This is a genomic window from Psychroflexus salis (genome assembly GCF_014640175.1).
In the GTDB taxonomy this organism is placed as follows: Bacteria; Bacteroidota; Bacteroidia; order Flavobacteriales; family Flavobacteriaceae; genus Psychroflexus; species Psychroflexus salis.
The window spans coordinates 103522-118707 of record NZ_BMGL01000007.1 but is presented as its reverse complement, the minus strand read 5'-3'; the positions used below and the strand labels follow the sequence as shown (position 1 = coordinate 118707).

Sequence of the window (15186 nt, the reverse complement as noted above, 5' to 3'; positions counted from 1 at the left end):
TAATTCTTAATTTGAAGTTAGGTAATTTAAAGTTTCGTTGTTTTTTTGTATTTCTGCCAAGGATTTAGCGCGTTGTTTTTCGTAGAGTAATCGCTCTTCATGAAGTTGTAAAACTTCTTCAATATTCATTTTAGCGTTGGCTAATGCTGCTTCTGATAGTTGTAAAATATCTGCTAATCGTTCCAATTGCTTATTATATAAACCTAGAAGACTCAACAGTTCATTTTGTTTGTATTTTGCTACTTGAATTTCCGATTCTAATTGCAATTGTTCATGTTCTAATTTAAATTGAAGTGACTCGCCCTGCAGTACAGCAGCTTTTTTTCTAGATTTATTCTTTTTTCCAAAAACTGGCAAAGTCACAGACAACATTGGCATAATTGCATCTTGTCCCGCATCGGTTGCCATTACATTGCGATTTTGAATAATAGCATAGTCTAGACCCAAGCCAAACTGTGGCAAAGCTTGTTTTTTAGCTAAATCCTTTTCAGCATGATTAGATTCCTGCAAATTGCGAATTGCTTCTAGCCGTGGATGATTTTTATGAATAGCTTCTATTTCTATAAATTTATTTTGTTCTAAAATTTGCTGTGGATTAAGAATTAAAATAGGTGTTTTTAATGAACGATTGATTAATTGATTTAACTGTGTTACCAATACTTGGTCTTGTTGTTTCAACACCTGCATTACATTCAATTGTTTATCTATTTGAAGCTCCACCCGAAGAATATCTACCATATTCGCCTTATTATTTTCGTAATTTGACTCTACAATAGATTTCAAATCTTCTAAAATTTTAAATTGTTCTAATTCCAATTCAGCAATAAACCTTAAAACACTGATGTCGTAGTACTTTTCTGCTACTTTCAAAAATAATTTCAACTTCTGATCTTGAAATTTTTCAAATTCAGCTTCGGCTCGATAAGAAGCAATATTGCCTCTGGCTTTATAAGTGCCAAACCAAGGTAGCATTTGAGTCAACGAAAATCTGGCAATTTGTGGGCCTACACGAGTTTCGATTGGACTAATGAAATAGCCAAAACTTAAATTCGGATCTTGCCAGGCTTTGGCTTGGGTTACAGCTTCTAATTGGGCTTCAAAGCTTTTGTATTGAGCTTTGAGTTCTAAGTTATGTTCTGCGGCTTCAATTTTCAAACTATCTAATTCTTGTGCGTTTGCGTTAAAGCAAAGCGAGACTCCGACTAAAATGAATTTAGTAAAAATTAAGTTTGAGTTTTTATATATATCTTTAATCATGCTTTTGTTGAATTTAATTTAGTTCAATTCAATTTCATCAGTATTCTTTAATGCTTTGCTGTACACTACATAAAACAATATCGGCAGTAAGAAATAGGTTAAACTGGCCATCAGCATTCCGCCAAAAGCAGGAATTGCCATAGGTACCATAATGTCTGAGCCTTTTCCAGTAGAAGATAAAACAGGCAATAAGGCAATAACTGTGGTAACTGAAGTCATTACTGCAGGGCGAATGCGTTTTAATCCGCCTTCCATAACCGCTTCACGAAGTTCGGCTTTGGTTTGAGTAGGATTCCTTTTAAACGACTGTTTTAAGTAAGTTGCCATTAATACAGCATCATCGGTAGCAATACCAAACAAAGCAATAAATCCTACCCAAACCGCAACACTCAAATTAATAGTTTTCAATTGAAAAATATCACGTAAATTTTCACCAAACAGGTTAAAATTCAAAAACCAATCTTGTCCGTATAACCAAATCATAATAAAACCACCACTAAAAGCTAAAGCAATAGATGAAAACACCATCAAACTGATGCGAACCGATTTAAATTGAAAATATAAAATCAAGAAAATCACGAGCATCACCACAGGAATAATCATCGACAAGCGTTTTTCTGAACGCACTTGATTCTCAAAACTTCCAGCAAAACGATAACTTACACCGCTTGGTACTTTTAAACTTCCGTTATCAATTTCAGTTAAAATAGCATCTCTGGCAGCTTCTACGGCGGTAACTTCAGCAATACCATCAGCACGGTCAAACAACACATAGGAATTAAGGAATGTTTCTTCTCTTTTAATCATTTGCGGACCGCGCTCGTACTCTATATTAACCAATTCACCTAGTGGAATCTGCGTACCAGAAGTTGTGGAAATCAACATATTTTCGATAGCTTCTGGCGTATTTCTTAATTCTCGCGGGTAACGCACAAGCACGTTAAAACGTTCTCGACCTTCTACGGTTTGAGTTAAAGCTTGGCCACCGATTGCCACCGAAATGAAATTTTGCACATCGTTAATACTTAATCCGTAGCGGGCAAGATTTTTTCGGTTAAGTTGTAAATGCAAATAGGGTTTTGCCACAACTCTGTCGGCAAACACCGCCTGAGTTTTAATTTCTGAAACCTGTTTTAAAATGCGCTCAAACTCCTGCCCAAAATCTTCAATGGTTTGCAAATCTGGCCCAGACACTTTAATACCCATCGGTGCACGCATACCAGTTTGCAGCATTACTTGGCGGGTTTCGATGGGTTGTAATTTGGGTGCTGAAGTGATGCCCGGGATTTTAGTAGCTTTAGAAATTTCATTCCAAATATCATCTGGCGATTGGATGTGCTTCCGCCAGTTTCTAAAGTATTTACCATCTTTATCTTCAACTAAAAAATCTTCAAAATTAGAATCAACTTCGTAGAAAATTTTAGCCTGTATAGCTTCTGAAAAAGCTTTTCCAGTTTCATCTTGAAACACAAATTCAGCATTATCAAACCAAATTACATCTTCCGTAGTATTGGTAATTTCTACCTGATTATTTTGAATTTTTAAACCCTGTACTTTAAAGTTTCCATTATTGTTCACTTGAAAGGCTTGGCGTTTGCCATTTTCATTTAAAATGAATTCTGTTTTATACGTAATTAGATTTTCAAACATCGAAATCGGCGCGGGGTCAATAGCAGATTCTACCCGTCCTAATTTACCAACCACGGTTTCCACTTCTGGGATTTGATTCACCAGCATATCCATTTGTTGCAGTTTCTCTTTATTGAATTCGATCCCGGAATGCGTCATGCTAGTTGGCATTAAAATAAAACTACCTTCAGCTAAACTCGGCATAAATTCTTTTCCAATCCCTGGAAATGTTTCATCCATAGCGTTCCAAATCCCTGTTTTTTCAATTGAAAATCCAACAGCATTAGCTGCTTGTTTTGACCAATTAAAAACACTTGAAAAGCCCAACCAAATCATGAGTCCAATTAAAATAGACAGTATTGGAAGAATTAAAAAGCCTTTGAGATGGTTCAAGAAAAATGCTAAAATTTGAGCATAATAATTTTGTAGCAAAAGGTAGAATCCTAACAAAACACCCACTAAAATAGCCACAAAAATGATGTTTGATAACATGGATTGTTGTGGTCCAAGTGGCAACCAAAAATTGGAAAGCAGCACTAAAACCCCAACAATCAACACATAAAAATGAAGGTTTTTGTATTGAAATTTCGTGATGTAAGTTTGATAAGACAGGAAGTAACTAATGGTGTATACCAAGATAAAAAAGCCCAACCAAAACGCATTAAAAATCGTCCAAAGTCCGATGAATAGAAGAAGCAAATTAAGGTAATAAGCAGTTTTTTGTTTGTTGATTTTAATCTTAAACACTGCGTACATTAGTGTTGGCAAAATAAAAACCGTGACCAGGAAAGCTGCAATAAGTGCAAAAGTTTTGGTGTACGCCAGCGGAATAAACAATTTACCTTCTGCTGCTTCTAATGCAAAAACGGGCACAAAACTAATTACTGTTGTTAAAACCGCAGTTAATATGGCTGAGCTTACTTCGGCCGAGCCTTCGTAAATATTCTTGAACAAAGAAAATTGTGGTGAATCTTCGAGCTTTTTCAACACATTTTCAGAAAGAATAATCGCCAAATCAACCATTGTTCCAATAGCAATGGCAATTCCTGACAAGGCCACAATATTGGCTTGAATACCAAAAAACTTCATGGCAATAAAGACCAATAAGACCGAAATGGGTAAAACCGCAGAAATAACTAACGACGCGCGTAAATTGAACACAATGATGATGACTACCAAGAGAGCGATTATCAATTGTAAACTTATAGCATCTTCGAGTGTGCCAATGGTTTCATTAATCAATTCAGAACGGTCGTAGAACGGGACAATTTTAAGCTGACTTTCAGTGCCATCTGCTAAAGTTTTGCTGGGTAAACCTGGAGAAATTTCTTCAATTTTAGCTTTTATATTGGTAATTGCTTCCATGGGATTAAAGCCATCGCGAGCTACCACCACACCACCAACCACATCGGCACCAGCTTTATCCAAAATACCACGTCGCTGCGCTGGACCCGTTTTAATATGAGCTACATCTTTCAAATAAATCGGCACATTGTTGTTTTCATCCACAACAATGCTTTCAAAATCTTCTAAACTTTCTAAATAACCGAGTCCACGAACAATATATTCTACCTGATTAATCTCTAGGGTTTTGGCTCCCACATCTCGATTGCTTTCTTTTACTGCCTTGGCGACTTGCATTAAAGAAATGCCGTAGGATTTTAAGGCATCGGGATTGACATTAATTTGGTATTCTTTTACAAATCCACCGATAGAAGCTACTTCAGAAATGCCTTTAGCACTGCTTAATCCGTATTTCACATAGAAATCCTGAACGCTTCGGATTTCGTCCAAATTCCAGCCGCCAGTCGGCTCATTGTTTTGATCTCTAGGTTCCAGCGTGTACCAAAACACTTGTCCTAAAGCGGTAGCATCTGGCCCTAAAGTTGGTTTTGCTTCGACGGGTAAGAGTCCTTGAGGAATGGAACTCAGTTTTTCGAGAATACGCGACCTTGACCAGTAAAACTCGACATCATCATCAAAAATAATGTAGATACTGGAAAAGCCAAACATGGAGTTACTCCTTACCGACTCTACACCTGATAAACCCAATAAATACGTGGTTAACGGATACGTAATTTGGTCGTCGATATCTTGCGGGGAACGGCCAGGCCACTCGGTAAAAACGATTTGCTGGTTAGCACCAGTGTTGGGAATGGCATCTACAGGAATAGGATTATTGGGTAAGAACGAGTCTGCCCATTGAAAGGGCGAAACCATTAATCCACCCATCAGGATTGCCGCTAACAATATAAACGACACCAAACGTTGGCTTAGAAAAAAATGAATAATTTTATTTAACATACAAATTTGAAATTAAAATATATACACAGGAATTGATTTCTTTTCTGAAATGATTTCAGAAGAAAAAACTGGATAATTTTAAAATCAAATAAGGAAAACTTGGTAATGGGCTTGAAAATCTCGCAGAAGTAAAGGTGGAGGATTTTCAGAATAATCTACTTTTTCTAAAGCTTCAAAAGATGTATTAAAGATAAATGTGTAAACAAAAGCTTGAAAAAAAACGGGATTGGGTAATTCAAAATCTAAAGACTGAACTTTGAGCTGGTCTTGACCTTCAATTAGTTCTACTTCATCATCGCAGCAGTCGTCTTTTTTATCATCATGTTCATGATGAAGACTTGAATTTGCATCGTGCATAGCACATTTTTTTGCAGGCTTTATAATGGCTTTGTCTACCAAAATGTTTCCGCAATAATGCGTATTAATGCTGTAGCTTTGGGTAGAAACCAAAACAAGTACAGCTAAAAGCAGGCTCGCAATATGTTGAAAATGCGTTTTCATGAATGGCAAATGTAATAAAATTCTATTTATCAACTAATTTTGTGTTTTTTAAAAACTTTATCAATAACTTCATGAGCTTTAGTTTTTTGTTGTCTTAACGGTTTGCGCATAACATAAGTGGCGACCTAAAAGGCGCAAGTTTTACGTTGATAAAAATACACAAAACTCTCGTTTCAGCACAAATCTCGCCACCTACCTGACCGGCAAAGGCAGGTTTTTGTTATACGCTGTTGTAGCAGGTAATTTCTACAGTTCGATTGAAATATTTACTTTTCCGCCAAGTCCTTTTTCAACGATATTATATAGAGTTTTTAAAGTCAGATTACTACCATTATTTTCAACTCTTGATATGTAAGTCCTTTTTTTATCAATCATAACACCTAGTTGTTCTTGAGTGAGTTTTTTTTGTTCTCGTGCATTTCTTAAAAGCAAACCTATTTTAAATGATTCAAAATCTCTATCCAATTCATCTCTACGTTCGGTTCCCTTCTTTCCGTAAACACTGTATTTTATATCTTTCCAACTTTTAGTTTCCATTTTCTTTGTTTTTTTGTTCATAATATTCTTTCATTAACCGTACTGCTTTGTCGATTTCTTTTTTCGGTGTCTTCTGGGGTTTTTTATAAATCCGTTTAAGAGAATGACAAGCTTTCCTTTGTCAAAAAAGCAAAAAACTCGGCAAATGTTAGATCCTAATTTTATTCGCGCTTCAAATAATCCCTTATGAGTTTTTATCGGTGCCAAATAAGTTTTCGGCACATGTTGATAAGTTTCGATTATTTCTATAACCTTAAATATCTTAATCTTGTACTTTTTTCGGTTGAGCAAGTAAGGACTTCTCGAAATAATCTTTATACTGTATTACTTGCCTGACTTTTTCCACTCCACGGATGTAACTTTTAAGTTACTATTTTCAAAATATTTCTAAATTTAATTTTTAAAATGGATTTTGTTCAGTATATGCTAAAACTAAAATTCTGTTATGTTGAAAAAATTCTGTTGTTTTGCAAAGTAATATATTTGTTCTATGAAGTTAGTTGTCAGTCTCCTTATCACACTTTTTCTTTGTTCATGCTCTACTTCTACACAACAATCGAGTGCTAAAGCTATCGATTTAGTGCCTTCCTCTTCGGTAATGGTTTTTCAGAGTGAAAATTTAGCAAACGCAGCTGATTTTTTTACTGAAAATTCATTTTTTAAGGCAAATTCAGATTTAGCTTTTTTTAAAGAAATTGAAGAAGAAATTGAATTTTTTAAGGGCTTTAAAACCGCTTCAAGTGGGGTTATTTGTTTTTCTGCCATCGGTAAAAAAAACATTGCTACTAGTTTTATAGCTTCATCTGAAGATGTAGATTTTAATGAATTAAGCAGTACAGTTTCTAACCGAAAATCCTTCACCTACGAAGGCAAAGAAGTAAACGAATTCAAATGGAAGGAAAAAAGTTTATATGCCGTTTGGTTTGACCAAAACATTATGGTGAGCAATTCCAAATTAATCATCGAAAATAAAATTCGCGATATTGCCAATGCTATCCCAGCAGACGAAGCTTTTAAAAGTGCATTAAAAACAACCGATTCTTCAACACCAAGTATATATATACAAACCGAAGATTTTAAAAACTTGTACAACAAAGCTTTTGCCGAACATACCTATTTGCTTTTCAGCAATATTACCGATTGGGTTGGCTTCGATTTAAAACTCGACACTGACGAAATTAAACTGAGTGGGGTTGGTGTTAGTCAAGAAAATGCGGATAAAAAACTAGATTTATTAAAAAACCAAGAACGCTTAAAGCATCAAATTGCTACAGTGGTTTCTTTAAATGCAATTGGTTTTGAAAGTTATGCGATACCTGATTTTGAAATGTATTTAGAACAACGAAAAAAACTAGGTTATTCATACAATAACACCAATGCTAATTTTTTTGAAGCCATTAATGAAGTTGGAAAAATACATTATACACAAGAAGATTTGGTGGTTTTAAAAAGCAGTAATGCTGCTGAAGCTTTTGCAAGTTTACAACCAATTATACAATCGCAAAAAAACTTTAGAGATTTTGAAATTTATACTGTTTTAAATGCTGAAATGCTTCAAATTTACGCACCCTTAATTGTACTGAAACAAGCTAATTTTGTTACGCAAATTGGCGATTTTTTTGTTTTTGCAAAACATGTTGAAGCACTTGAAAACTGCATTATTAATTATTTAAATCAAGCTAATTTAGCGCTTCAGGTTAATTACAAAAAACTCGAAAATAAGCTAAGCAATAGCAGTAATGTACTCATGTTTGCGCTTTCAGAAAATTGGCTAGCTCATATGCAAACTAAAAGTCATGCTAGCTTTAAAGATAAGGTCTCTAATCTAGATTTAAAAAATTATCATGGGGTTGGTTTGCAAATAAATGTAGATGAAAAATTTACCTATGTAAACGCTGTTATGCTATCTACACCACAAAACAAAAATTCAAGTTTAGTAAAACAGGCAAATCGTTTCAAACTCATTGAAAACAGCTTAATACATCCAGAATTTTTCACCAATTGGCGAACACAACAACGCGATGTTTTTTTACAAGATGAACAACTACAATTGCAATTGCTAGATGCCGAAGGAAAATTAATTTGGAATAAAAGCCTAAGCGAAGTGGTTTTAAGCCCGGCAACTGAATTTGATATTTTCCAAAACACACGACTTCAATTGGCTTTCGCAACTGAACATAAAATACATGTAATTGATAAAAATGGAAAGGATGTTTCGCCTTTTCCAATTCAATTGAAAGAAAAAATTACGCAGCCCTTACAAATATTCGATTATGACAACAATGGCAAACACCGATTTATGATTTGCCAAGGAAATAGACTAAAAGCCTACAACAAAGAAGGCAAACTGGTAAAAGGTTTCGATTTTAAAACCGATAATTCTGATATTAGTCGACCACCAAAACATATTAGAATTGGCAAAAAAGATTATGTATTGGTACAGGAATCTTCAGGCAAACTACATGTTTTAGATCGCACAGGTAAAGAGCGTGTTTCTTATGAAACCGATGCTGAGTTTTCTGGAAATCCTTGGTTTTTATACGATGGCCAATTTACTTCTACCACAAAAGATGGAAATGTAGTACAAATTACAGAAGCTGGTGATGTACAAATTACCGAAAAAGATTTATTATCCAATCATTTTATCAACGCAAGTGGACGCTTATTGGTTACGCTTTCAGAAAATATCCTGCAAATTAACGATGTTGAAATAGAATTGGATTATGGTTTATATACAAGTCCGCAGCTTATTCAAAATCAAGACAAAACTTGGGTGACTTTAACCGATACGCAAGCTAAAAAACTCTATGTTTTTGATGAATTTGGAAATTTATTAAACGGTTTTCCTGTGTATGCCAATTCTAAAGCTTCCTATTATAGCCTTGAAACTAATAAAGTAAAATTAATGGTTGAAGGTGAAGAGAATGCCATTTTGCTTTATGAAATTAATTGATTTTTTTAGAAATGGGTTTGAATATTAATTTTGAAATTTTCACACCAATCTATTTCACCGCAGTGACGCAAACCTGCCAGCCGGCAAGCTGGGTCGCAGAGTTAAGTTGAAATGTTGAGTTGAACTCTAAGTATTCGAATTAGAAAATACATACATTAAACACATTACCACATTACCACATTTCCACATTAACTATTTCACCGCAGGGGCGCAGAGTGCGCAGAGAATAAGGTTCAATTGGTGTTAGCAGCAGGGAATTGTTTGTTTTATATTTTGTACATATATTTGTACTATTAAAAATACAGAATTATGCAAATTACAACAGTTTCTAACTTCAGAAAAAACATTAAAACTTATTTGGATGAAGTAGTAAAAAACTTTGAAACCTTGCTTATAAACCGTGGAAAAGATACCGGAATTGTAGTAATGTCGTTGCAAGAGTACAATTCATTAATGGCTACGAATCACGAATTGTCATCTCAAAAAAATGAACGAAGATTAGATGCTGCCATCAGCAAACTAAAAACAGAAAAGACTTTTGAAAAAAATTTAATCAAAGACTAATACTGGTTTAAGACACCAATAAATATAAGATGAAATATGTGTTTGTTGATGAATCTTGGGAAGATTATTTGTATTGGCAAAAAACAGACAAAAAAAAGTTGAAAAAAATAAATAACCTCCTAAAAGATATTGCTAGAAATCCATTTAGTGGAATTGGAAAACCTGAACCCTTAAAATATAAATATGCTGGATTTTGGTCTAGAAGAATTGATCATGAACACCGGCTGATTTATCAATACAAAGATGGAGAAATTTTAATCGCAAAGTGCCGTTTTCATTACGATTAAGTAGAAAACTAAAGTATTTATAACCTAGCACATTACAAATTAGCATATTTTCTAATTAGCATATTTTCTTATTAATCTATTTCACCGCAGTGGCGCAGAGTGCGCAGAGTTAAATTGAAATTTTGAGTTGAACTCTAAGTATTCGAATTAGAAAATACATACATTAAACACATTACCACATTTCCACATTAACTATTTCACCGCAAAGTCGCAAAGAACACAGAGAAAAATTGTTATTGAGTTCAAGTCTCAATTCTTAAATTAGCATGTTAATTGACAAATCTAGCGTAATCTACTATCTAACATCGACTTGTGCTGAGTTAAATCGAAGTAAGCGGTCTAGTATTTTATTAATCATTCAGCTTCAACACGGCCATAAAAGCTTCTTGTGGAATTTCAACATTACCGACTTGGCGCATGCGTTTTTTACCTTTTTTCTGCTTTTCTAACAATTTTCGTTTACGCGAAATATCACCACCATAACACTTGGCAGTAACATCTTTTCGAAGTGCTTTTACCGTTTCACGAGCGATGATTTTAGCGCCAATTGCTGCTTGAATTGGAATATCGAATTGTTGTCTTGGAATCAGTTCTTTTAACTTCTCACACATTTTTTTGCCAATATGGTAAGCATTGTCTTGGTGAATTAAAGCCGAAAGTGCATCAACGGTATTCGCGTTTAACAACACATCTACTTTTACCAATTTCGATTTACGCATACCAATAGGCGAATAATCAAATGAAGCATAACCTTTGGAAACAGTTTTTAAACGATCGTAAAAATCGAATACAATTTCTGCCAGTGGCATATCAAAACTCAATTCAACTCGTTCGGTGGTTAAGTAAGTTTGGTTGGTAATTTCACCCCGTTTTTCGATACATAAACCCATTACAGGTCCAACAAAATCGGCTTTGGTAATAATACTTGCTTTTATATACGGTTCTTCCACACGATCCAACGTAGAAGGTTCGGGCAAATCACTCGGGTTGCTTACAATAATCGCTTCTTCTCTATTTTTGGTAGTGTAAGCATGATACGAAACATTGGGAACGGTAGTAATTACCGTCATATCAAATTCACGTTCCAAGCGTTCTTGAATAATTTCTAAATGCAACATGCCTAAAAATCCACAACGGAATCCGAATCCTAAGGCAGCTGAACTTTCTGGTTGAAAAACCAAGGAAGCATCATTTAGTTGCAACTTTTCCATGGATGCACGTAAATCTTCATATTCTTCGGTATCTACTGGATAAATTCCTGCAAAAACCATGGGTTTTACATCTTCAAAACCTGAAATCACTGCGGTAGTCGGTTTTTCGGCATCGGTAATGGTATCGCCTACTTTTACTTCGCGGGCATCTTTAATTCCTGTAATTAAGTAGCCTACATCGCCTGCTTTTATTTCGTTTCTAGGAAACTGTTTCAACTTAAGTGTGCCGATTTCGTCAGCGCCATAGTTTTTTCCAGTAGCCACAAATTTAATTTGTTGGTTCTTTTTAATGCTTCCATCGAACACACGGAAATAAGTTTCTACCCCACGAAACGGATTGTACACCGAATCGAATACCAAAGCACGCAAAGGCGCATCAGGATTTCCTTTGGGAGCAGGAACACGTTCGATAATGGCTTTTAGAATTTCGTCGATTCCCAAGCCGGTTTTAGCACTGGCCGGAATTACATCTGAAGCGTCGCAACCTAATAAATCGACAATATCGTCGGTTACTTCTTCGGGGTTGGCACTAGGCAAATCTACTTTGTTCAGCACGGGAATAATTTCCAAATCGTTTTCTAAAGCCAAGTATAAATTGGAAATGGTTTGTGCTTGAATGCTTTGTGCAGCATCAACTATGAGCAAAGCGCCTTCGCAAGCAGCAATGGAACGGGAAACTTCGTAGGAAAAATCAACGTGACCAGGCGTATCGATTAAATTTAAAATGTATTCTTGACCTTCGTAAGTATAGGCCATTTGGATGGCGTGACTCTTAATGGTAATTCCTCGTTCACGCTCCAAATCCATGCTATCCAGCAATTGTTCTTGCTTTTCACGCGAAGTAACCGAGTGCGTAGAATCTAGCAATCGGTCTGCCAAGGTGCTTTTTCCGTGGTCAATATGGGCAATAATACAAAAGTTTCTAATGTTCTTCATACACAAAATTCATGCTTCAACTGCTTCCGCCGTTTAATTTTGTGCAAATATAAACTATTTGGAAGGCTCAGCATACAAAAGGAAAATTTCTACTGAGAATTTAGATTTTGTTGAAACATAGAAAATTCAAAAACCATATTCATAAAATAGCACATTCCTACATTGGTATATTTTCACACTAACATATTACCACGCTAATCCAATTCACCACAGTGGCGTAAAGTACGCAGAGTTAACTTAAAATGTTGAACCTAACTCTTGGAATTCGCAATTAGCACACTTCCACACTGGTACATTTACACATTGGTACATGAATTCATTAAAAATTAAAACGAAGCACGGGAGTAAAGGTGATGGTTTCTAAACCTGATGTAGTTTATATAAAAACTTTGCTTTGTATGCCTACATCAAATTTACCGCTCTTGTAGAAATATTTTTCTAAACCAAAAACAACCCCCCCTTCTTCCAGTAAAGAATTATCGTAATTGCGTTCTTCTATAATTACAAGATTATCAGATAAGCCAACTTGAATTTCAGCTTGGTTCATTCGTATATACATGATTCCTAAACTTGCGTAAAATGTATTTTTTTTATCGAGACTGCGTCTGTAGGTTAAACTATAAAAGTGGTTTAAATGCCTTAATTTAATATCGTTTATAATTACTGGTGTACCATTATTTAATACGGGAACACCATTATATTTTCCATAGTTTAAAGTTCGATCAAAACTAAAAGCTATTGCGTTTTTGTTATTAAAATTATAGGTAATGTTTATCCCTCCAGAAGTCCCAATAAAGTTTTTTTGGTAGAGTTGAAATTCATCAAAAACTTCACTGTATATAGGTTCTATTAAATCATTATTTGTATTCATATCTCTACCATAATCTACAAAAAAGTTTCCTGCAGGTCCATAATTAGCAGCAATTTCAAATTTGGAGATAAAGCTTTTGTCTTCTTGTGCAAAAGTTAGTATAGAAAACAATAAGCTTATTATAATTAGTTTACTTTTCATAAGTATAAGTTTTATATAAACCAGCTCTTTTGTTCGAGCTGGTTTTATTTTTTTTAGTTTGAAGGAATCCATCTGTGTGGCATGGTATACCTAACATTAGCCCCACAATCATATCTCGACCAACATTGATCGGAAAAACTATTTCCTCCATCCCTACAACTACAACCATAATCATTCAGCATATTGGTTACAAAAAACTCAGCTGCATCACGTTTCCAAGCTCTAATGATTTCATTTTTAGTTCTTACTTCAGCTTCCAAACTAACTGCACCATAAGTTTCACCTTCCCATTCTACTCCACTAAAATCAAAATCTATGGGTGAAGTATTATCTTTTTCATATAATTTTCTTTTAAAATAAACATTAGTTTAAAATTGTTTCTAAATTTTCCTAAGTTTTAAACTAAGGTTAATATGCAATTTAGTCGTCAATGGGAGTTAATTCTATAGGATCACCTCCTTCACCATCAACAGTAAATGGTCTATATTTCCAATCACCATAACCACAATCACAAAGAACTCTAACACCAATATTAAGTTGACCAATACTATATGGTTTTACGCTTTTTAATGAAGGATCAAATGAATTTCTTACCATACTATTCGGTATGCTCCAATCATAGGTTAGATTAAATGGCTCATTAACTACGTATTGAAAACCTGTAAAATTAGCTTTTAATAAAGTCCAACGATCTACATATAAATCATATACACCTACTTTTTGGATTGATAGACTTTGATTATTAGGAAGACCAACCCATACACCTTTTGAAAATTCATAATCACTATCCGGAATATTAGCCGTTATAAAACCTGCATTGTCTGCGCTAAAAGGATTTTTAGACACTGTAATAGTTGTACCTGTTTGAGCTAAAACATTTAAATTAGGAGAAACACTCCAATTAGCATCTCCTACGCAGGGGTGATTAGCACCATTTAAAGCATAAGTGTAGGTTTGTCCTTGACATACAGCTGAACTTCCTGTTATTGATGCATCTTCTACAAAATTAGGTATCCCAATTTGTATATTTTCTTTAACAATGGTTGTAGCCTGAGAACATAAGTTTTGCAAAGTAGCTGAAATATTGACTATGCCATCTGTAATTTTTGTAACTGTAATTTCATTATTGCTTGTTAAACTCACTGTGGCAATATTGGTATTTGAAGAACTCACGGATTGAATTGTTACATTATTACTTAAATTATCTACCATATATACTTCGCTTCCACAGACGTAGTTATTGCCATTAATACCAGCTGTAGTTGTAAAGTTAGATCGACTAACAATACATGTCTCTGTTGTTTGTGAAACACCATCGATATAAGGAGTCACCATAACTGAAGAAGGTAAACTAGTTGGAGAACTTGGTTGTAATGTTCTTATATTTGAATTGGTATTTATTGTTGACCATCCGATGTTACTCCACTGATAGGTCACATTTGCTCCACTTGGAATATTAGATGGAACGACTTCAAATGTTCTTGGAGTAACATCACCACATGGCAGGGACAAGCTTGATGGTACTAATGTAAAACTTGGTGGAGGTGTTTTTATAATTGGATGACTACAACTTTGATATTTTGTAAATGGGAGAGAACTGGTTGCATACTCTATATAAATTATACTGCCTTCTGTCTCAATTTGACTGGCACCAACAGTTCCAGTTACACTTGAAATAGCTTGGTTCCCATTCCAAATAAATTCAGAAATATTAGCCGTACCTACTATAGTACCGTCAATTTGATTTGAATTATTTTTCACTTTTATATTTACTAATCCGTTTTCAGGAGGTATACTTGTGTTATCATTTAACACAAAGTAAAATGTTAAATTATTAGTTGAAGTTGTGCCTAAGTCAATAGTGTTACAATTTTCAACTTGATTTTGTCCATTAACTTGAACATATTCTATTGTAATATCAAATCGTTCTTGACTGTAAATATTATTAACTATAGATATTAGGAATAACATTAAAAGTTTATTCTGATTTTTCAT

The 15186-nt window shown here is 34.5% G+C and carries 11 protein-coding genes; 3 read left to right on the top strand and 8 right to left on the bottom strand.

Annotation, left to right across the window (positions count from 1 at the left end; all coding sequences use genetic code 11):
- Positions 1-6 precede the first annotated feature (6 nt).
- The 5 genes from IEV63_RS07060 to IEV63_RS13095 form a co-directional block, all read right to left on the bottom strand.
- Positions 7-1257 carry a TolC family protein gene (locus IEV63_RS07060; RefSeq protein ID WP_188406095.1) on the bottom strand — a complete coding sequence of 417 codons (1251 nt, stop codon included), beginning with the start codon at positions 1255-1257 and terminating at the stop codon, positions 7-9.
- A gap of 18 nt (positions 1258-1275) precedes the next feature.
- Positions 1276-5190, bottom strand: a complete 3915-nt coding sequence (locus IEV63_RS07055) for an efflux RND transporter permease subunit (protein WP_188406094.1) — start codon at positions 5188-5190, stop codon at positions 1276-1278.
- An 84-nt stretch (positions 5191-5274) separates the two neighbouring features.
- Entirely contained in the window at positions 5275-5691 is a 417-nt protein-coding gene (locus IEV63_RS07050) for an HYC_CC_PP family protein (RefSeq protein WP_188406093.1), read from the bottom strand.
- 246 nt (positions 5692-5937) lie between these two features.
- On the bottom strand, positions 5938-6228 hold the full coding sequence (locus IEV63_RS07045; protein WP_188406092.1) for a helix-turn-helix domain-containing protein: 291 nt from the start codon (positions 6226-6228) through the stop codon (positions 5938-5940).
- A 33-nt stretch (positions 6229-6261) separates the two neighbouring features.
- A complete protein-coding gene (locus IEV63_RS13095; protein ID WP_308419938.1) occupies positions 6262-6450 on the bottom strand; it encodes a type II toxin-antitoxin system RelE/ParE family toxin in 189 nt (62 codons plus the stop codon).
- Between the two features lie 268 nt (positions 6451-6718).
- Between IEV63_RS13095 and IEV63_RS07035 the strand changes: the two genes are divergently transcribed.
- The 3 genes from IEV63_RS07035 to IEV63_RS07025 all read left to right on the top strand — a co-directional run bounded on the left by IEV63_RS07035 (position 6719) and on the right by IEV63_RS07025 (position 10032).
- On the top strand, positions 6719-9181 hold the full coding sequence (locus IEV63_RS07035) for a hypothetical protein (RefSeq protein WP_188406091.1): 2463 nt from the start codon (positions 6719-6721) through the stop codon (positions 9179-9181).
- A gap of 309 nt (positions 9182-9490) precedes the next feature.
- The gene (locus IEV63_RS07030) at positions 9491-9745 is read left to right on the top strand and encodes a type II toxin-antitoxin system Phd/YefM family antitoxin (protein ID WP_188406090.1); all 255 of its coding nucleotides are present in this window, start codon (positions 9491-9493) and stop codon (positions 9743-9745) included.
- A 29-nt stretch (positions 9746-9774) separates the two neighbouring features.
- On the top strand, positions 9775-10032 hold the full coding sequence (locus IEV63_RS07025; RefSeq protein WP_188406089.1) for a Txe/YoeB family addiction module toxin: 258 nt from the start codon (positions 9775-9777) through the stop codon (positions 10030-10032).
- 350 nt (positions 10033-10382) lie between these two features.
- On the opposite strand, the gene lepA is transcribed toward IEV63_RS07025, so the two are convergent.
- From lepA to IEV63_RS07010, 3 genes are all read right to left on the bottom strand, one after another.
- Positions 10383-12179: a translation elongation factor 4 gene (gene lepA, locus IEV63_RS07020; RefSeq protein WP_188406088.1), complete on the bottom strand. Its 1797-nt coding sequence runs from the start codon at positions 12177-12179 to the stop codon at positions 10383-10385.
- Positions 12180-12555: 376 nt separating this feature from the next.
- Complete coding sequence (locus tag IEV63_RS07015) at positions 12556-13191, bottom strand: hypothetical protein (RefSeq protein WP_188406087.1); 636 nt, start codon at positions 13189-13191, stop codon at positions 12556-12558.
- 420 nt (positions 13192-13611) lie between these two features.
- The gene (locus tag IEV63_RS07010) at positions 13612-15186 is read right to left on the bottom strand and encodes a hypothetical protein (protein ID WP_188406086.1); all 1575 of its coding nucleotides are present in this window, start codon (positions 15184-15186) and stop codon (positions 13612-13614) included.